Here is an 18,525-nt window from a genome sequence, read left to right on the forward strand (position 1 = left end):
GCGTGCTCCTGTCGGCTCATGAGCGCGGAGACGTCTTCGGGAAGGGCGCGCTGCCGCTTGGGTCGGCCCGACGTCCTTCGGGGGACGGAAGCGCTTCGACGTCCGTCCGCCGGCTCATCGAACCGCCCGGCGGTCCGTCAAGGTCGGTTCAGCGGCAGGCGCGGACGTAGCTTCCCCAGGCGGGGCTGAAGACCAGGCGACAGCCGCCGTAATAGGAGCTCCGGTAATAGCCGCCCGCGGGATACCCCCAGCCATAGCCGCCGAAGCGGTGATGGAAGCCGCCATGGAAGCCACCGTGATGGAAACCACCATGGTGCCCGAAACCGCCATAGCCGAACCCGCCGTGCCCGAAACCGCGGGCCTCGGCGCCTCCGGCCCCGCCGGCCAGGGCTGCCAGCGCAAGGCCGGCTAGAATCACAGTCTTGGTTGAAGTCTTCGTCATGGTGGATCTCCCTGTTGCAGTACAGGCACCATGCACCGGACGAAACCGTAGAACTGTGATCCGAATCACAGTTCCGGCTTGAGGCCTCCGGTGAGAGCGGAAAGCCGGCCGGCACCCCCGGACATCGGCCATCCCGGTGCCGGGGCTACGAATGGGTCTCGCGCCGGTGCCGCAGCCACACCTCGAGGGTCTGGGTCCGCCCGCGGATCGACGTCGTCCGCCGCTCGAAGGTCCCCTGGGACAAGGCGAGGCCGGCCGCCTCCGTCAGCTCGGCGCTGAGCGCCAACCGGGCATTGGCCTGCGCGGCGACGGCGAGCAGGCGGCTCGCGACGTTGACCGTGTCGCCCGTGGCCGTGATGTGCTGGTTGGTGTCGCTGCCGAGCCGGGAGAGGATCACCGGCCCGTAATGCGCCCCGATGCGCACATCGAGGGCCGGTCCGGCCTCCGACAGAGCCGGATTGCGCGCGATCCAGAGCCGCGTGCGCGATATCAGGTCTTCGGCCGCTTCGACGGCGTTCGATGCCTGATCGGGATCCGGGTCGAGCGCGCCGAACAGGATCATGGCGCCGTCGCCCATGAAATTGACCACGAGGCCCCCGTGCCCCGTCACGGTCTCGTCGACGAGATCGTGGAACGCCTTGAGCATCCCGCGGGTGCGGACCGGGCCCAGATGCTCGCTGCGGCGGGTGAAGCCGGTGAGATCAACGAACAGAACCGGGATGTCCCGCGCGACCGGCTCCGCCAGGTAGGCGGGATCCAGGGCGAGCCGGTCGGCCAAGGCGGCGGGCTGGAGCCGCCGCAGGACCTCCTCGGACCGCGCCACCCGCGCACTCTGGCGACGCTCCAGCGTCTGGCGGCCGGCCGCGCAGAGCAGGGTCGGAAGCCCGGCTGCGGCGAGCGGCAGGGCAGCACTCAGCCAGAGGCCGTGAGCGAACGCGAAGGCGCCCGCGATCAGCCACCCTGCGGTCAGGAGGAGCACGAGCATCATGCCCGGGCCCGGCGGCAGGAGCGCGATGAGCAGCGCGGCGCCGACGGACAGGACAAGGGCCGCCGCAGCATCGAGCCGGCGCACAGCCGCATCGCGGACGAGACCGTGCCCGGTCGTGAGATGGGCGATGCCGGTCGCGAGGAGTTCGACGCCGGGCATGACGGGGTCGAACGCCGTGACGAAGGTGTCGCCGCCTCCGAGTGCCGTGGCACCGATCACCACGATGCGATCGGCCAAGGCTGCGGCCGGCGCCGTGCCGTCGAGGAGGGACGCCGCGCTCACCGTGGCGATGGTGCGCCGCGGACCGTAGGGGCGCAGCGGAAGGTGATAGCCGAGGTCCAGGGGAATCGCGGCGGTCCCGATCTGGACGCGGCCCTTGGTCAGGACCGGATCGCTGCGGGCCGCCAGGGCCGCCGCACGCAGGACGAAGGCCGCCGACGCGCCCTCGCTCGTCCGCACGATCAGTGGAAGGTGTCGCGGAACGCCCGCAGCATCCTCGGTCACGTTGACGAGGCCCGAGGCAATCCCCTCGCCGATCTCCGGGGTCGGCCGGTGTACGGCGGCGGCGACCGGAATACCGTCCTCGCTCGCGCTGCCGTCGAAGACCGCCGCCGAAGCCAGGACGGCGTTCGTCTTGCCGAGAGCCGCGGCGAGCGCGCGATCCGCCTCCGGCTGGCGGCCGACATCGAGGAAGAGCACGTCCACGGCGATCACCCGCGGGTTTGCGTCCGCGATCGTCTCGATGAGCCGCGCCATCGTGGACCGCGAAACCGGGAAGCCTCCTTCGCGCCGGACGGTCTCGTCATCGATCGCGACCACCGCGAGGTCGGCGGGTGGCGTGCGCGGACCCGCAAGGCGCAGGCGCAGGTCGGTGAGCGCCGATTCGACGCGATCGAGCGGCGTCGCGCGACCAGCAAGGTGCAAATGGCCGAGCCAGGCCCCCCATCCCAGCGCGCCTAGGAACGCGGCGCATACGAACCAGCGCTTGGTTCGGCGGAAACCTTGATCGGTCCTCGGGACGGGATTTCGGTCGGCGGCGCTCAACGCCCGAAACGCTCGAGCAAGCTCCTGACGCGCTCCTGCGGCCAGCGCCGCACCTCCAGGGCGTCGCGGCCGTCATCGACATCCACGCCCTCGCCCGGCCCCAGCGTGACCGAGATCTGGGGGGCGCCGCGCCGGGCCACGTCGACATGGCCCTGCTCGACGAAAACGGAGGTGCGCGCGCGGGTCACGTCGACGGCGTAGACCGTGCCGCGGACCGAGGCGATCGCATGCGGGGTGAGGATCTGAAAGCCTTCGCGGCGGACGCGGCGGCTCGCCGGGATGGTGACGAAGACCGCGTGGCCGCCGATCTCGGCCCCTTCGAGGTGCCCGTCGCCGTCCCGATCCACCGGCCGCAGGGTGCCCGCCGCCTCGGTTTCGAGCACGAGGCCGTCGGCGCACCGCAGAACCCGCAGCGGTGGGTCGAAGCGCGTCGTCTCCGTACAGCGCGTCTGGGCGCCGACGGGGCCCGCGACGACGGTGAGGACGGCCACCACCGCAAGACGCGCTCCGGTTCTCATTCCATCAGACTCCCTCGCCAAGTCATGTCTGCGCCCGATCCCCGAACGCGACGAGACGCTGCGCAACCCGCACCGTGACGCGCGAGCGGCCCAGATCGATGATGCCCGCCCCCCGCCAATCCTGAAGGATCCGGTTGACGCTCTCCCGGGCCGCGCCGACGAAGGCTGCCAGTTCCTGCTGCGTCACCGGGATCTCGGCACCGTAATCCTGAGACAGCATGATCAGACGCCGCGCCAGGCGCGCGTCGAGCGGCAGCAACGTCGCCTCCTCCATGCGGTCGCTCATCCAGCGCAGACGCTGGCACAGCAGGCCGATGATCTGCGCCGCCAGGGTCGCGTCGCGGGCCAGCAGCTTGAGGAAGTCCCGCCGCTCGACGACGAAGAGATCGGTCGGCTCGAGGGCCACCGCCTCCGCGGTCCGCAGATGGCCGTCCAGGAACGCGATCTCGCCGAAGACGTCGCCCGACCCCAGCAGGTTGAGCGTGACGGCACGCCCGGCGTCGGTGCCGGCCCCAATGCGAATTTGGCCGCGGCGTACCGCGTAGAGCGCGTCGCCCGGGTCGCCCTTCTGAAACAGGATCTCGTGCCGCGCGAGACTGCGCGTCGTGCAGAGGCCGGCGATGGTCTCGATGGCGTCCGAACCGAGTCCGGCGAAGAAGGCATTCGCTGTGAGCAGCCGAATGAGCGTGTGCGACGTGCTCACGACTTCGTCTCTCTGGCCCGCGAAGGCCGGCTTATGCGCGCTTCCTGGACCGGTCGGCAAGGCTTCCAATTCGCTTCTCTGGGCAGGAACCCGCACCAATACGCCGGGTGCCCCTATCATGGAGCGGCCAATACCCGACATCTCGGAGTCCGGGCGGCAGCATCTGCGTAGCGCGCCGACGACGCAAGGGCGCGCTCGAAGCGGCGCAGGCACAGGCGCGATCCGAACCTTCGACGCCGCGGACGTTCCCCGAACCGCAGTTTCGGGAGCGGCGCGCCCCGTGCGACGGCGAGCCAGCACGGGGCCGCATGGAAGCCGGAGCCACGCCTGCGTCTGAGAAAATGATGACGGCCTCGTACGGGGATGCGACTTCAGGCTGGAAGTCGGCTCAGAAAGCCGAGCACGGCTTTGAAGTAGTTCGCTTGGTCGTCCCACATGGCGAGGTGACTGCCGCTGTCGCTCAGGAACAGCTCGGCATTCGGAATGAGCCGCGCCTCGCGACGTGCACTCTCCGGATCCATCTCGTCGTACCGCGCGCCGATCACGAGCGTCGGCGTCGCGATCCGGTGCAGATCCGCCCACCGGTCCCACGCTTTCAGCTCACCCGTCGGCGTGAACTCGTTCGGTCCCTGCAACTGCCTGTAGATGTCCGTGTTGAGGCCGGAAAGGCTGCGCTGGACGGGGCTCGGCCAGGGGTCGAGCCGGCAGATGTAGCGGCTGTAGAGTTCGCGCTGCACGAGGTCGGCGTACGCCTCGCTGTCGCCCAGCCCAGCCGCCTCCAACGCCGTAAGACGCATCCGCACGTCTTCCGGAAGCGTATCGCGCAGGTGACGCCAGTAGGCCCCGTAATCGGCGAAGCTGGCGCTCATATTGGACAGCACGAACCCGCCCAGCCGCTCCGGGCGACGCAACGCGTATTCGATCCCCAGGATCGCGCCCCAGCTGTGCCCGATCAGCACGAACCGTTCGAGGCCGAGCCCGGCACGCACGGTTTCCAGCTCATCGAGATATCGCGGCAGCGTCCACAGGCTCCGGTCATCCGGACGATCGGAGGCGCCGGTGCCGAGCTGATCGTAGAAGTACAGCGAATAGCCCGCTTGCGGCAGGAAGCTGGCGAAGCACTGCATATAGTCGTGCGACAATCCCGGGCCGCCGTTGACGAGCAGAACCTTCTTTTCTCCGGAGCCGCGGCGCTGCGTCCAGACCTTGTTCCCGTTCGGGAGCACGATCCATGTCACAGCACCCGGATCATCGGTCGATACGGGCGCAGCCGATGCCGTCCTCGACCGCAGCATTGCACCCGCGCCGACGGCCGCTGACCCGAGTAATACGTGTCGCCTGTCCGGCTGCATCATGCTGTGACCCGATCGCAATGCCATAAAGCGTCGTTATCTGCCTGGACTCGATCCTCGAGAACGAGGTCGCCGAGTGTCCGCGAGGAACAGCGCGTTATCCTGAGCGCCGATGCCTCGACCGGCCGCGATGCATACCCACCGATCACCTTCGCGATCTCGAACCGACGCGGGCCTTCGCGCTGATTTCCAAGGGCCTTCTCGAATTGTAACATGAGGGACGAGCATCAGATGCATGCATTGCGTGACTGCTACAGAAACAGAAATTCTGGTTACAGCTGTCATCTATCAGGAAGATCCTGGGCCGGGGGATGCCTCATGTCTGTGAGCCGCCTCCGAACGTCTTACGACGAGTTTTGCGGCTGAAACTTTGATCGGCGAGGGAGGCGCTGATGTCGTCACCGGGCCGGTCGCCTCCGATGCCGGCTTCGCCAACGCCGCCGGCGCCAGCCTGACCGTCTCCGGCCGCTACGCCCTCACCGGCACCCTCGACAATGCCGGCACCGTCACCCTCACCGAGGGCGGCCAGTTCCACGCCGGACGCGTCGCCAATCCGGCACCTTGGTCACCACCGGAACCCTCACCGGCGGCCTGTCCAACACCGGCCTGGTCCAGGCCGCAGGCGTGCTCGCCGGGCCGGTGAGCAACGTCCAGGGTGGGGTGATCGCGCTCACCGGCACCACCACCGGCATCACCCGGCTTGCCAGCCCCGGCCAGGTCCAGACCGGGACGCTGGCGAGCAGCCCGATTGGCGGCGTCTTCGGCATCCTCGCGGGCGACTTCCGCCCTGCATTCCGCGATCAGCTCGTCGGCCAGTGATCCAGCACCCCGCAAATAGGGCGCCGCCAATGCCTGAACGCGTTTGACGATCTGATCCCTGGTGGTGATCCGGATACCGTCCTCGTCCCGGGCGAGGATCACCTGGCCGGCACCGGTCAGGCCCAGGGCGGACCGGATCTCCGCGGGCAGCATCATTTCCCCGTCCTCGGTGACTTCGACGGTCATTCGCAAAGGCGTCGTCATCGCAGCGTCCCGGTTTCCTCCTGGGTGTCGGTGAGAGGGAAAAACCGTCACGATGAGGCGGTCCGCCTATGGCAGCTGCCAACTCGCTGCGGTGTGTCCTCCCATGCCATAGACAGTAGCATGGGGTGGATAAGCGGGCGTGCCAGCGCTCCTGCGGGGTGCCCGGCTACGGCTTCCTCCCAAATTATCAGACCAGTTGGCTCGGGGAACACCCCACGTCTCAGCCGAGCCTTCACGCGAGGCGAGGTCGTCGGGATGCTGGCGCGACGGATCCCGCCCAAGAAATAGCCCGCTCGAACACCTTCAACCGAATGGACCGCGATACGGCATCTGGACAGGAGTAATCAGCATGTCCCCATCGATCGAAGACCGCGCCCGCGGTGCCTTCCTGGGCCTCGCCGTCGGTGATGCTCTCGGCGCGACCCTGGAATTCGAGCCCCGTGATACGCATCCCCTCCACACCGAGATGCTCGGCGGCGGTCCCTTCAACCTGAAGCCGGGTCAGTGGACCGACGACACCAGTATGGCGCTGGCTCTGGCCGAGAGCCTGATCGCTCACCCGGACTTCGACCCCACCGACCTGATGCGGCGCTTCGTAGCTTGGGCGGAAGATGGCACCTACTCCTGCACCGGTACCTGCTTCGACATCGGCCTCACCACCCGGCAGGCCCTGAGCCGGTTCATGCGGACCGGCGATCCGTTCGCGGGCTCCACCGCCCCCGACACCGCCGGCAATGGCTCGCTGATGCGGGTCGCGCCGGTGGCGCTCCGGGCGCTCGACGACGAGGCCCGGGCCGTACAGATCGCCCGAGATCAGAGCCGCACCACGCACGCTGCAGCCGAGGCGGTCGAAGCCTGCGACCTGTTCGTCCGGATCCTGCGTGAGGCTATCCAGGGCGCCGGCAAGGATGCGCTCCGGTCCCGTCCGTGGAATGGGACCGCCCGGATCCGAGACATCGCTGCGGGTACCTGGCGCGGCAAGGCACGCTCGCAGATCAAATCCTCCGGCTACGTGATCGATACCCTGGAAGCCGCGCTCTGGTGCACGGACCAGGCCGTCGGCTTCGAGGAAGCGCTCGTGCTCGCCGTCAACCTCGCGGGGGACGCCGACACGGTCGGTGCGGTCACCGGCCAGATCGCCGGCGCGGTGTTCGGGGCATCGGCCATCCCGCAGCGCTGGTTGGGGCCCCTCGCCTGGCGCGAGCAGCTGGAGACCCTCGCCACGCAGCTCGTCCGTCTTACGGTCGCTCCAGTTCGGTAAGCCGTGCCATGGCTCGCCTCGTGTCGGTCCGGCTGCTCTTACTGGCTCTCGGTGTGCAGTCCCGATCTGTGAGGGTGCATCATCGATGCTGACGTGTCTGGCGGAGGATGCACCGTAGCAGGCGCTCTTCACGGCAGCGCTCGAACGACGCCGCGTGCCTCACCCTGAACCTGTCGAAGGGCGAGCCGAGCTCCAAGCGGCGGAAGACAGTCGCCGCGCCTTCGCTGCCGCGTAAGGCCTGAACCCGAAGACGCATACCGACAGCAAAATCCTCAGCGATGCGGCCGTCAAGGTCGTCCACGACGAGGATCTGACGCGATGACCCGCCTGAATGGCGCGTCGTCACAGGTAACTCAGACCGGGCCAGGATACGCGCCGCTTGAGTCCGACCATCCCGTGGCAGGCGGCGTAGAGGGGAAGACAGAGCGCGGCGGCGATCAGCCAGATCAGAACGGGCGCGCCGACCTCGATCCGGCCCGAAGCGGCGACGAGGCCGATCCCGGCCGCGGCCGTTTGCAGGGCGCGCAGCAGGAATAGGTGCAGGAGATAGAAGAACAGCGGCGCACCGCCGAACACCTGCAGCCCACCCGAAATCGCCAGCGGCAGGCGCTCGAACAGGGCCAGCAGGACGAGGCCGAGGCCGAGCGTCGCGAGAAGGAAGTCGGCGGAGGGCGGGTACTTGGTCAGGTTGAGGAAGGCCAGTGCCGTATCGACCATCGTCGCGCCGGGCTGCCAGGGTACGGGATCCCCGTAGCCGTTCAGGCCGCGCAGGACGGCGAAGGCCGCGAACGCTGCCCCACCCGCGAACGCAAGCCGGCGTTGCCTCCGTTGCGCCGGTACGGCGCCGGTGAACCAGGGTCCCAGGGCGTAGCCGGCTGCAATCACGCCGATCCAGGGCAGGACCGGGTACGAGGTCCGTGCCACGCCCCAGGGCAGCGGGATCAGCCCGCGCTGGTGCAGGATCGACCACAGGGCATAGCCGGGCTGGTCCGGCGCGAGGGCGATCCCGTCGAGGGCGTTGTGCCCGAGCATGATCACCAGCGCGAGGACCGCGAGCGCCGCCCGCGGCAGCCAGAGCAGGCCTGCGAGCGCGACCATGCTGACGCCGATCGCCCAGATCACCTGCAGGTACAGGATGGGCGGCGGCAGGCTCGCGGTCCAGGCGAAACTCACGAGGGTCACTTCCAGCGCGATCAGGAGCAGGCCGCGCTTCAACAGGAAGGCGGCGGTGGCCGCCCGTCCGCCGTGTTTCTGACCGTACAGGCTCGCCGACAGGCCGGTGAGCAGGATGAACACCGGGGCACAGATGTGCGAGGCGATCCGCGTCCAGGCGAGCGCGGCCGGGGTCGCGGCGAGGTCCATCGGGTCGCGGACCTGGGCGTGCAGGTAGACGAACTCGCGCACGTGATCGACGAGCATCAGCAGCATCACGAGGCCGCGCAGCGCATCGATCGCGGCGATGCGGTGTGACCGATGCGGCGTCGGGGCGATGCCTCCGGGGGTCAACGCGCGACGTCCGAGCCGAGACGGCGCAGGAGGCGGCGCACGTCGGCCGGCGTCCAGATCGTTCCGCCGCGGGGCTTGCCGATATCCCGGCGCGTCATCTCCGACGCGATCCCTTGCGCCGTTCGACCGGTCTCCCGCGCGATCGTCTCAATCAGCGGCTGCAGCGCGAGGACGTAACGCCGGGCCCGTGCGGAGGCGGCGTTGCGCCCGGCATCACCCGGGCGGACGGGCCCCGGCCGCGCGGGACGCTTCTCGGCCAGACGCGCCATCAGAACCGCACCGTGAACGAGCCGGTGAAGCGCCGCGGCGAGCCCGGATAGACGCGGAACACGTTGAGCGAGCTCTCGTAATACTCGGTGTTGAAGATGTTCTCGATGTTGAGGGCCAAGCGAACGTTGTCGAAGCGGTAATAGGCCAGGGCGTCGACCGCGATGTAGGCCGGCAGGACGAAGCCCGAGCCCGCCGCATCCCCCGCCCGCTCGCCCACGCCGCGCACGCCGCCGCCGATGCCGAGGCCCTTCCAGTCGCCGCCCTGCGGCTCGTAGACCGCGAGCAGGCTGCCCGAATGGCGCGGCACGTTGATCAGCGGCGCGCCCACGGGCAGCACGTTGTCCTTGGTCACCACCGCGTCGGCAAAGACGTAGCCGGCCAGCACCTTCAGTTCCGGCGTGAGCTGACCCTGGGCGGTCAGCTCGAAGCCCTGGCTGCGCACGGCGCCCGCCGCGAGCGAGAAGCCGCTGTTGTTCGGGTCGGGGGTGAGCACGTTCTGCCGCTCGACCCGGAAAGCCGCCGCCGTCAGCAGAAGGTTGCCGCCGAACAGCTCGGACTTCACCCCGACCTCGTAGCCGAGGCCGGTCTCGGGTGCGAGCGGCGTGCCGCGGGTCACCGCCGCGGCGTCCGGGCCGATATTCGGTCGGAAGCTCGTGCCGACATTGGTGTAGAGCGCGAATTCCGGGATCGGGCGGTAGACGAGCCCGGCCCGGGGTGAGGCCGCAACCCGCGATTGATCGACCTGGCTGCGCGGGGCCCGCTCCCGGAACGACTGCTCGAAGATGTCCAGGCGCATGCCGACGAGCGCCCGCCATTCCGGGCTGAGGACGATCTCGTCCTGGGCGTACAGGCCGGTATTGGTGATGCGCTCCAGATTGTTGCGCGGGATGGTGATCGGCGGCAGCGCCTGCCCGTAGACGGGCGCGTAGATGTCCAGCGCGTAGGGGCTCGTGCGGAAGTTCGAGCGGAAATACTGTGTGCGGCTGTCCGTGCTCTCGCGGTCGACTCCCAGCAGCACGGTGTGGCCGATCCCGGCCGTGTCGAAGCGCCCGAGCAGCTCGGCCTGGCCGATCGCCACGTCCCAGCGGTAGTCACGCACGTTGCGGTCGCGCGACACCGTGCGGTTGTTCGCGGCGAGCGAGCGAACCTCGGCGGACTCGCCCTCCAGGTCGCCCGTGTTGAGGTAGGCCGCGAGACGCATCTGCCAGGCGTCATCGAAGCGATGATCGATGCGCACCTGCATCGTGTTGTTGTTCTGTTGGTCGCCTCGGTTCGGTTCCCCCAGGAAGCGTGAGATCGGCAGGAAGCCGAGCTGCTTGTTGATCGCGATCACGCCGCGGTCGAACACGATGCGGTTCTTGACGAACTCGGTCTCGACCGTGATCCGGGTGTCCGGCGTGACCTGCCAGCTCACCACCGGCGCGACGAGCAGACGGTCGCTGTTGACGAAGTCGCGGAAGCTGCCCGCGCCCTGGGCCGCGAGGTTGAACCGGTAGAGGACCGTGCCGTCCTCGTTGAGCGCGCCGCCGGCATCCACCGTTCCGCGGGTCAGCCCGAACGAATCGACCTGGGTGCCCATCTCGACGAAGCGCTGGGCGGTGGGCTGCTTGGTGATGATGTTGACGAGGCCACCGGGATCGCTGCGCCCGACCAGGCCGGCACCGGGGCCCTTCAGCACCTCGATCCGCTCGATGTTCTGCGCATCGGGCGGGGGCGGGAATCCGCGATTGAGCGGAAAGCCGTTCTTGTAGATCTCCGAGGTGGTCACCCCGCGGATGGCGTAGCTGAAGATCGTCAAGCCGCCGAAGTTGTTCTGCTGCGCGACGCCGGGCAGGTAGTTGAACACGCGATCGACGCGGGTGGCGGCCAGGTCGCTGATCACCTCGCGGGGCGCGACGGTGACGACCTGCGGCACGTCGATCTGCGGGGTCGCGGTCCGGGTCGCGCTGACCGCCCGGGTCGCGCTGTAGCCGGGCGTCGGCCCGATCAGGCCGATGCTGTCCGACGCGCTCGTTGTACCGGGGACCGCGCTGCCGCCGACATGCTCGACCGAGACCTCCTCCAGGGCGACGCTCTCCTGCGCGCGCGTCTCGCCGATTGGCGAACCCGCTGTCAGGACCGCCGCGAGGGCGACACGCGGGCTGTGGCGGCTGAGCCGCGACCGTGAGCGGATCCGCGGGCCTCGGGCTTTCGCGAACGGTTCGGTCGTGGTCGGCTTCGGGCGGACTGGCACCGGCACACTCTGGGTTGTCGAGCCGGGGGCCAAGCGTGAGCGCGTGCGCGCGACGGGCCCGCGTGGCCGCGCCGGACATGCGTTCCACCGGGGCACCCCGCCCGAGGGTTGTCGTCGCGCCGAGGCAGGTCTCCTGGCTCGCGGGTCACGATCCCTGCCTGGCCTTCCCGATGCGAGGCATCAGTGACCGAGGAGCAGCAGGAACTCGCCGCTTACAGTTGCGGGGGCAGCTTCAGCTTTGCCGTTGCCGGCGCACTGAATTCCCATCTTCGCCTACGGACCGAAGCCCGCGGGAACCTTGGCCGATCGATACTCGCCGCGACGCCCCCCGGGGTCAACGGCCCATGGGCAGAATGCAACGTTGTTACATTCGCTGTGGCGCGACGGTCACGGATCCTGGTCGCGCGACCGTAGGATCGGTTCATGTCCCCGTCGGCAAACGCCGGGGGGTGGGCCGAGCGTGCGGGCTGCGGTGCCACGCCGACATCGAGCCCACCTTGGCCGCCCCTGGAGCGCACAAAAAATATCGTCCCTGGCCACTAGACGACCGGTCTAATCAGGACTATCTCAGCGTCATGGCACGCCTCAACGCGCATACCGACACCCGGCAGGAGATCCTCGACACCGCCTACGGCCTCGTGGGTGCGAAGGGGTTTTCCGGGGTGGGGCTCAACGAGATCCTGGCCTCGGCCCGGGTGCCGAAGGGCTCGTTCTACCACTATTTCGGATCGAAGGAGGCCTTCGGTGAGGCGCTTCTGGCCGACTACTTCGAGGGATATCTGGCCGATCTCGACGCGACCCTTGCGGAGCCCGGCCTGAACCATGCCGAGCGCCTGATGAACTACTGGCGCAAATGGCAGGCGACGCAGGGCAGCATCGATTACCAGCGCAAGTGCCTGGCGGTGAAGCTCGCCGCGGAGGTCTCGGACCTGTCCGAGGTCATGCGGCTCGCCCTCAAGGACGGGACCGCCGGTATCATCGAGCGGCTGGCAGGGGCCATCGAGGCCGGGGTCGCGGAGGGCTCGCTCAAGGTCGAGGGCGAGCCGCATACCATGGCCGAGGCGCTCTATCACGTCTGGCTCGGTGCGAGCCTGATGGCGAAGATCGTGCGGACCGACGCGCCGTTCGAGGCCGCGATGGCGACGACGCGGCGGATCCTCGGGCTCGCCTGACGCGGATCCGACGAAGGGGGAGAGGCAGCAGAACCGTGCTTACACGTGCGTAAAATCGAGACGACCGGTCTACTCAACAGGGACGATGTGGCTTCGGCGACCTGCCGAGAGCCCACGACCACAACCAGGAGAGATACGATGCCCTACGCAGCTAAGACGTTCGCCATCCCGTCCCTCGTGATCGCCGGGTTGGAGAGTGCCGTGCTCGGCATGCCCGCAGCCTCGGCGCAGGAGAGGATCACCCTCGAGACCATCGGCGCCGTCCGCATGGCCAGGGCCGACGAGGTCCGCCGCGCGAGCCTCCCTGTTCGCTCGATGGAGACGGCGCCGGCGCACGACCAGGTCGCAGAGCGGCCGTCGAAGGCGCGCTAACGCCGCCCCCTTCGATCACCACCCACCATCCGCGCAGCCCGCTCCACGGAGCCGCCGCCCGCACTCCCCGGCTTCAACCCCGACACATACGGAGACCGATAATGAAGATCCTGATGGTGCTGACCTCCCACGATCAGCTCGGCGACACGGGCCGCAAGACCGGCTTCTGGCTGGAGGAACTCGCTGCGCCCTACTACGTGTTCAGGGATGCGGGCGCGGAGATCGTGCTCGCCTCGCCCCAGGGGGGCCGGCCGCCGCTGGACCCGAAGAGCAGCGAACCCAGTTCCCAGACCGATGCGACGCGCCGGTTCGAGGCGGATTCGGATGCCCTGTCGGCGCTGTCGAACACGACCAAGCTCGATGCCGTCACCCACGACGCCTTCGACGCCGTGTTCTATCCGGGCGGGCACGGTCCGCTCTGGGACCTCGCCGAGGACCCGGCCTCGATCACGCTGATCGAGACGACGCTGGGCGCCGGCAAGCCGGTCGCGCTCGTCTGCCATGCCCCCGGCGTCCTCCGCCACGCGAAATCCCCCGACGGGACGCCGCTCGTCCAGGGCAAGGCGGTGACCGGGTTCACGAACAGCGAAGAAGAGGCGGTCGGCCTCACCGAGGTCGTTCCCTTCCTGGTCGAGGACGAGTTCCGGCGGAATGGCGGCCGGTTCTCCAAGCTCGGCGACTGGGCCCCGCACGTGGTGACCGACGGCCTGCTGATCACCGGCCAGAACCCGGCCTCGTCCGGGCCCGCCGCCGAGCGTCTGCTCGAGCGTCTCGCGAACACCTGACGGACAACCTCAGCCGTCCCCGAATGCCGACCGACCGAGACGCCATGCGGTCGGACGGCCGGCCCCGGGTCGGTGCACGCCGCCCGGTCCGGCGCAGGTTCGGACCGCAGCGGGGAGTCCCGCCCGCAACACGCATCGTGAAGGATACCGGCCCATGACATCCGACATCGTTTTCTCGGACGCCACCCAGCTCGCCGCCCTGATCCGCAGCCGCCAGGTCTCGCCGGTCGAGGTGATGCAGGCGCATCTCGACCGCATCGCCGCGGTCGATCCCAAGATCAACGCCATCGTCACCGTGGCGGAGCGGACGCTCGACGACGCCCGGGCGGCCGAAGCCGCGATCCTGGCCGGCGGCGAGCTCGGCCCGCTGCACGGGGTGCCGTTCACCGTGAAGGATTCCATCGACACCGCGGGCGTCCTCACCCAGCGCGGATCGCCGATCTTCAAGGGCCGCATCCCCGAGGCGGATGCCACGAGCGTCGCCCGGCTCAAGGCCGCCGGGGCGATCCTGCTGGCCAAGACCAACCTGCCGGAATTCTCCTACTGGATCGAGAGCGACAACCTGCTGTCGGGCCGGTCGAACAACCCCTGGGACCTGGAGCGCACGCCCGGCGGTTCGAGCGGGGGCGAGTCGGCGGCCATCGCGGCCGGCATGTCGCCGCTCGGCCTCGGCACCGACCTCGCCATCTCGGTCCGGGGACCGGCCGCGCAGACCGGCATCGTCTCGCTGAAGGCGACCCACGGGCGGGTGCCGATGACGGGGATCTGGCCGCGTGCGCCGCGGCGCTTCTGGCATGTCGGCCCGATGGCGCGCTCGATCCGGGACCTCGCACTCGCCTTCTCGCTCCTGTCCGGCCCCGACGGTGAGGACGGCTACGCGTCCCGCACCGTCGCGACCGATACCGGTGTCGGGTCCGCGCCCGGCCGTCCGCTGCGGGTGGGCTGGCTGGTCGAGCCCGGTTTCGGCCCGATCGATCCCGAGGTCGCCGCGACCGTCCAGGCGGCCGCCGAGGCCCTCAAGGGCGCGGGCTGCATCGTGGAGGCCGTACGCATCCCGGCGCTGGAGCGCGACTTCGCCCTCGACGTGTTCAACAAGCTCCACGTCATGGAGATGAAGCCGGCCTTCCGGGAGGCGACGGAAGGCCGGAGCCGGGACGAGCTCTACAAGATGGCCAGGACCATGCTGGCGCTCCCGGACACGTCGATGGACGACTACATCGCGGCCGAGCAGGCGGCCGAGCGGCTGCGGGACGGCTATGCCGAGTACTTCCGGCGCTACGACGCGCTGATCACCCCGGTCCTGCCGATCCCGGCCCACAAGCACGGCGTCACCGAATTCGTCATCAACGGGCAGACCGTCGATGCCACCTATCTCCAGGGCGCGACCGTACCGCTGAACGTCACCGGCCTGCCCGGACTGTCGATGCGGTTCGGGACCAGCCGCGAGGGACTGCCGATCAACGTCCAGGTCGTGGCCGGCTGGCAGGCCGAGACGACGATCCTGCACGTCGCCACCTTGTTGGAAGCGGCCAGCCCGGTCCGCGACCGTCATCCGAGCCTCTGAGGCGCTGGGCTCGGCACGGAGCGGGGCGTTGCGGCCTTGCTCCTCCCGGTCGGCGGGCCATGGGCCTGCCGGCCAGCGCAGGATGGTCCGGCGTACCGCGCGGCACGCCGAGCGTCGACCGATCGGGAGAACGCCCCGCCGAGCTATGCGATCTCGGCCGCGCAAACCCTCATGGCCGAACAGCGCGTAATTGCTCCGGCTGTCCGGTCCTCCCGGATCAAACGACCCCGTCCGGTTCGCCGGTTCGGGCTTTTTGTACGGCCCAAACTTTGCCAGCCCAGACGTTGCCAGAGCGCGCCGGCGCCGCGAAGAGACCGCGATCCGGCCCGCGGTGCGATCCCGACAGCGTGCGTCGCACCGTCCAAGACATCGTGCAGGGCCACGAGTGACCGACGGCAAGAGCGGTCATCGTTCTTCCACCGGGCCACCGCGCTGGGGTTTATCTCTCGCCTGGGCGCAAATCCGATCAGACTGCCGGCAGACCTCACCAGAACCAGATCACGCGGCCCGCAAGGTTATAGATCGGCACCCAAATCGCCGCGGCGGATAGGACGGAGGCTACGACCAGCGGCAGCGGCGGGCGGGTGCCCGACATCCTCGTCGGCCGCGCAGTCGAAATCACGTCGTCCACTTTCGTAACCTCAAAAATTGCCATTCGGCGGATCAGACCGTTGAACCACTCGATGACCGGGGCGGACGACTGCAAAATCCCCTCGGGATTTGCTGTACTCGCTGGAACCGGATGAGAGCGGCTCTATGGCAGAACCACCGGACCAGCACAGCTCACTCAGTCGGGTGGTCAGCCATGTCGTCACCGCTGGCCGGTAGCGGCCAGACGTGGGGCCGAAGGCGCGCAGGGCGACGGCATCGTGTTGGTCCCTCAGCTCAGCAAACCGATCCGAATGCTCCTGAGTCGGGGTCGTGACCTGAAGTCCGGCCGTGGTGCTGCGGGGCATGACCGACCGCAAACGTCACACCGCGAGGTCGGCACGGCGAGCGGGCGCGTTCAACGGGCCGGCGGCGGTGTTCCGGTCTGCGGATGCGACTGTGGCAAGCCGAGCTGCAGCTTCGGCCCAGCTTCGCGCGCCGGTTGAGAGAGGGGCCGGAATAAGCCGTTATCGAGAACGTCAACCTCTGGCTGCGCCAAGCTTCGCCTCGCCATCAACCTCGCTTGGCCTATGAGGAAATTCATGCGTTCAACCGTTTTCGGCGCCGTCGTCGCGTTCCTGATCCCGGTCTCAGCACTGGCCCAGGAGGCCGGTGATGCGGCGGCCGGCGAGAAGGCGTTCGCCCCTTGCAAGGCGTGCCACAACTTCCAGAAGAATGGTGTTGGCCCGGACTTGAAGGGCGTCGTCGGGCGCAAGGCCGGCACCTACGAAGGCTACAATTTCTCCGCGGCCCTCAAGAATTCTGGCATCACCTGGGACGAGGCCAACCTCCACGAATGGCTGAAGAACCCGAAGGCGAAGGTGCCGGGCAACAAAATGATCTTCCAGGGCATCGCGGACGACAAGAAGATCAACGACGTGATCGCCTACCTCAAGACGCAGTCCTAAACGGGCCGCGTTCCTGAGAGCTGCGAGCACATGAACCGGCTCCGACAGCATTGATCTTAGACCCGCCCGGCATCGCTGGCGCGGGTCTTCGTTGCGCATCGGGCAATCGAACGACGATATTAGACCGACGTTTTGAGGATCGAATTGTCTTGCTGCAACCCGTTTTGCGGGTCGAAGACGGTCGCCGGCGCAGCGGATTCGGCGTCGATTTCCTCGGTCCCCGCTGGCCCCGCCAGGCGGGGCTTTTCGTGACTTGGTCCGCCTTGACCGACAAGCTTAGGAACAGGAGGGGGCGGCGGAGACGATGCGGATACCATGCTTCTGCCGCGGGTTATCCAGTATCGACTGAACTGGAGATCCGCCGTGAAGAAGCTCCTCCTTGGTGCGTGCGCCCTAGCCCTGTCATCCTTCGTTGTGACGCAGACGACCACTCCCGCCGAAGCGCGCTCACGCCACATGAAATCGGCCAAACGGACCGGCATCCCGATCACGAACAACACCGGCGGACGCGGTTCATCTGGTTCTGCTGCGGGTGGTAATGCCGGCCAGCCCTCCCGTGGGTCGCGCTCGATCGGCGGCAGCGGCGGTGGTGCCGGCAACGGCGGCGGCGGCTGATCGCGATACGGCAAGGCGCTGACCGCGAGCCGCCGGGACGGGCCGGCTCAGGAGGGGCCTGCCGATCCGGAAGTTCGTCGCGGCATGCGGCTGAAGCCCCGCCGCCTCGGCCGTCAGGCCGGCAGGATATGGAGCATCCCGCCGATCGCGCCGAACAGGCCCATGCCGATCAGCCCCGCGGCGATGTAGATCCGCATGCGGCTTCGATCCGCGGACAGGGGGCGGGTTTCTTCGAGGTAGTCAGACCAATCGACCACGGAGCCCCGTCGGGTTGCACCAGTTGCAGGGCGCGTCCCCTATGCCCCGGCCATGACGGTGCGGTGACCTCGGCAGTTCATCGCGCCTGCTGCCGATCGCGCTGGGCATCCTTGCGCCGGTCCTTCCTCCGGCGGGTGATCGGGATCGGCGTCCCGCCCTCTCCGGCGGCAAGCTGGGTCGGCGCGACATCACGGAGGCGCTGCGCGCGGTCTGCATTGCCGTCCACGGCTTGCGTCAGGGCATAGAAGGCCGCCCGCGCGATGTCCGTCGCGGATGCCTTGGGGTGCTTCTCGCGGGCGGACGCGAGCAATTCCTTTCACTTGATCCCCGGCGCAGCCAGCCCGCGACGCCATCATCATTCCTTCCGTCGAGGGACGATGGCTCGGCTTGCCTGCATCGCAGGCCTCGATTCGCAGCCCCCACCGAGAGACGCGACACGGCCTGCTCGAAGCATGAAGGCGTCGTCTCATCCATATTACAATTGCATGACACGGCCACACCTTGGGCTTATCGGCCCTCGCGCCTTGTTCGCCCGAGGATCAACCCATATTCAGCCGACGTTCCTTCCCGAGACCGGAACCAACTCAGGGCGCGCCTTGCGGATAGGCGCGCCTTTTTCGTCCCACCACCGGCAGGCGCTTGCTCCGTCGATCCCCGGGCTCGCCCAACCCCCATTGCAGCTCGCAGTTCCTGAGCCACCGGCACCCGGAGTTACGCCTCCCGCGGCCTACCCGTACAACTGGCGTCCTCGACGAAGCCAAGACCGAGCACGCGCGCCACCCGCAGGACGGCGGATTGCGCGCCGCACCGCACCCGGCGGGCAGCCCGGAGGGCGCTGAGCGTGAGACCGCCACTCCGGGGCA

Annotated in this window: 19 protein-coding genes and 1 riboswitch; of the genes, 7 read left to right on the top strand and 12 right to left on the bottom strand. The window is 68.6% G+C overall.

What is annotated here, in order from left to right:
- Positions 1-148: 148 nt before the first annotated feature.
- The 6 genes from LGR69_RS13785 to LGR69_RS13810 form a co-directional block, all read right to left on the bottom strand.
- Positions 149-442, bottom strand: coding sequence for a hypothetical protein (locus tag LGR69_RS13785; protein WP_091862204.1), 294 nt, complete (start codon positions 440-442; stop codon positions 149-151).
- A 145-nt stretch (positions 443-587) separates the two neighbouring features.
- Entirely contained in the window at positions 588-2,354 is a 1,767-nt protein-coding gene (locus LGR69_RS13790) for a CHASE2 domain-containing protein (protein WP_230366366.1), read from the bottom strand.
- 116 nt (positions 2,355-2,470) lie between these two features.
- Positions 2,471-2,992, bottom strand: coding sequence for a FecR domain-containing protein (locus tag LGR69_RS13795; RefSeq protein ID WP_230366367.1), 522 nt, complete (start codon positions 2,990-2,992; stop codon positions 2,471-2,473).
- A 22-nt stretch (positions 2,993-3,014) separates the two neighbouring features.
- The gene (locus LGR69_RS13800) at positions 3,015-3,695 is read right to left on the bottom strand and encodes a Crp/Fnr family transcriptional regulator (protein ID WP_230366519.1); all 681 of its coding nucleotides are present in this window, start codon (positions 3,693-3,695) and stop codon (positions 3,015-3,017) included.
- 371 nt (positions 3,696-4,066) lie between these two features.
- On the bottom strand, positions 4,067-4,933 hold the full coding sequence (locus tag LGR69_RS13805; RefSeq protein ID WP_230366368.1) for a proline iminopeptidase-family hydrolase: 867 nt from the start codon (positions 4,931-4,933) through the stop codon (positions 4,067-4,069).
- 582 nt (positions 4,934-5,515) lie between these two features.
- Positions 5,516-6,070: an AbrB/MazE/SpoVT family DNA-binding domain-containing protein gene (locus LGR69_RS13810; protein ID WP_230366369.1), complete on the bottom strand. Its 555-nt coding sequence runs from the start codon at positions 6,068-6,070 to the stop codon at positions 5,516-5,518.
- A 349-nt stretch (positions 6,071-6,419) separates the two neighbouring features.
- Here LGR69_RS13810 and LGR69_RS13815 point away from each other — a divergent pair, with 349 nt between their 5' ends.
- The gene (locus LGR69_RS13815; protein ID WP_122161540.1) at positions 6,420-7,331 is read left to right on the top strand and encodes an ADP-ribosylglycohydrolase family protein; all 912 of its coding nucleotides are present in this window, start codon (positions 6,420-6,422) and stop codon (positions 7,329-7,331) included.
- Between the two features lie 342 nt (positions 7,332-7,673).
- Here LGR69_RS13815 and LGR69_RS13820 read toward each other — a convergent pair whose 3' ends face one another.
- From LGR69_RS13820 to LGR69_RS13830, 3 genes are read right to left on the bottom strand one after another with little or no spacing between them, the layout of a single operon-like run.
- Positions 7,674-8,837: a DUF1624 domain-containing protein gene (locus tag LGR69_RS13820; protein ID WP_122161542.1), complete on the bottom strand. Its 1,164-nt coding sequence runs from the start codon at positions 8,835-8,837 to the stop codon at positions 7,674-7,676.
- Positions 8,834-9,106, bottom strand: coding sequence for a hypothetical protein (locus LGR69_RS13825; RefSeq protein ID WP_122161543.1), 273 nt, complete (start codon positions 9,104-9,106; stop codon positions 8,834-8,836). The genes LGR69_RS13820 and LGR69_RS13825 overlap by 4 nt, the downstream gene beginning before the upstream one ends.
- The gene (locus tag LGR69_RS13830) at positions 9,106-11,280 is read right to left on the bottom strand and encodes a TonB-dependent siderophore receptor (protein WP_230366521.1); all 2,175 of its coding nucleotides are present in this window, start codon (positions 11,278-11,280) and stop codon (positions 9,106-9,108) included. The genes LGR69_RS13825 and LGR69_RS13830 overlap by 1 nt, the downstream gene beginning before the upstream one ends.
- Before the next feature lie 166 nt (positions 11,281-11,446).
- Positions 11,447-11,656: riboswitch (cobalamin riboswitch) on the bottom strand.
- 259 nt (positions 11,657-11,915) lie between these two features.
- Between LGR69_RS13830 and LGR69_RS13835 the strand changes: the two genes are divergently transcribed.
- The 4 genes from LGR69_RS13835 to LGR69_RS13850 all read left to right on the top strand — a co-directional run bounded on the left by LGR69_RS13835 (position 11,916) and on the right by LGR69_RS13850 (position 15,233).
- Positions 11,916-12,512, top strand: a complete 597-nt coding sequence (locus tag LGR69_RS13835) for a TetR/AcrR family transcriptional regulator (RefSeq protein WP_230366370.1) — start codon at positions 11,916-11,918, stop codon at positions 12,510-12,512.
- Positions 12,513-12,650: 138 nt separating this feature from the next.
- Positions 12,651-12,884, top strand: coding sequence for a hypothetical protein (locus LGR69_RS13840; RefSeq protein WP_007564481.1), 234 nt, complete (start codon positions 12,651-12,653; stop codon positions 12,882-12,884).
- Between the two features lie 101 nt (positions 12,885-12,985).
- Entirely contained in the window at positions 12,986-13,669 is a 684-nt protein-coding gene (locus LGR69_RS13845) for a type 1 glutamine amidotransferase domain-containing protein (RefSeq protein ID WP_230366371.1), read from the top strand.
- A gap of 154 nt (positions 13,670-13,823) precedes the next feature.
- A complete protein-coding gene (locus LGR69_RS13850) occupies positions 13,824-15,233 on the top strand; it encodes an amidase (RefSeq protein ID WP_230366372.1) in 1,410 nt (469 codons plus the stop codon).
- 484 nt (positions 15,234-15,717) lie between these two features.
- Here the strand turns inward: LGR69_RS13850 and LGR69_RS13855 are convergent, their stop codons facing one another.
- On the bottom strand, positions 15,718-15,939 hold the full coding sequence (locus LGR69_RS13855) for a hypothetical protein (RefSeq protein WP_122161546.1): 222 nt from the start codon (positions 15,937-15,939) through the stop codon (positions 15,718-15,720).
- 484 nt (positions 15,940-16,423) lie between these two features.
- On the opposite strand from LGR69_RS13855, the gene LGR69_RS13860 reads away from it, so the two are divergent.
- A complete protein-coding gene (locus LGR69_RS13860) occupies positions 16,424-16,789 on the top strand; it encodes a c-type cytochrome (RefSeq protein ID WP_230366373.1) in 366 nt (121 codons plus the stop codon).
- A 363-nt stretch (positions 16,790-17,152) separates the two neighbouring features.
- On the top strand, positions 17,153-17,404 hold the full coding sequence (locus LGR69_RS13865; RefSeq protein ID WP_230366374.1) for a hypothetical protein: 252 nt from the start codon (positions 17,153-17,155) through the stop codon (positions 17,402-17,404).
- 113 nt (positions 17,405-17,517) lie between these two features.
- Here the strand turns inward: LGR69_RS13865 and LGR69_RS13870 are convergent, their stop codons facing one another.
- Positions 17,518-17,661, bottom strand: coding sequence for a hypothetical protein (locus LGR69_RS13870; protein ID WP_230366375.1), 144 nt, complete (start codon positions 17,659-17,661; stop codon positions 17,518-17,520).
- Positions 17,662-17,738: 77 nt separating this feature from the next.
- Complete coding sequence (locus LGR69_RS13875; RefSeq protein ID WP_230366376.1) at positions 17,739-17,972, bottom strand: hypothetical protein; 234 nt, start codon at positions 17,970-17,972, stop codon at positions 17,739-17,741.
- Between the last annotated feature and the right edge of the window lie 553 nt (positions 17,973-18,525).

Source organism: Methylobacterium brachiatum, from assembly GCF_020523825.1.
Taxonomy (GTDB): domain Bacteria; phylum Pseudomonadota; class Alphaproteobacteria; order Rhizobiales; family Beijerinckiaceae; genus Methylobacterium; species Methylobacterium brachiatum.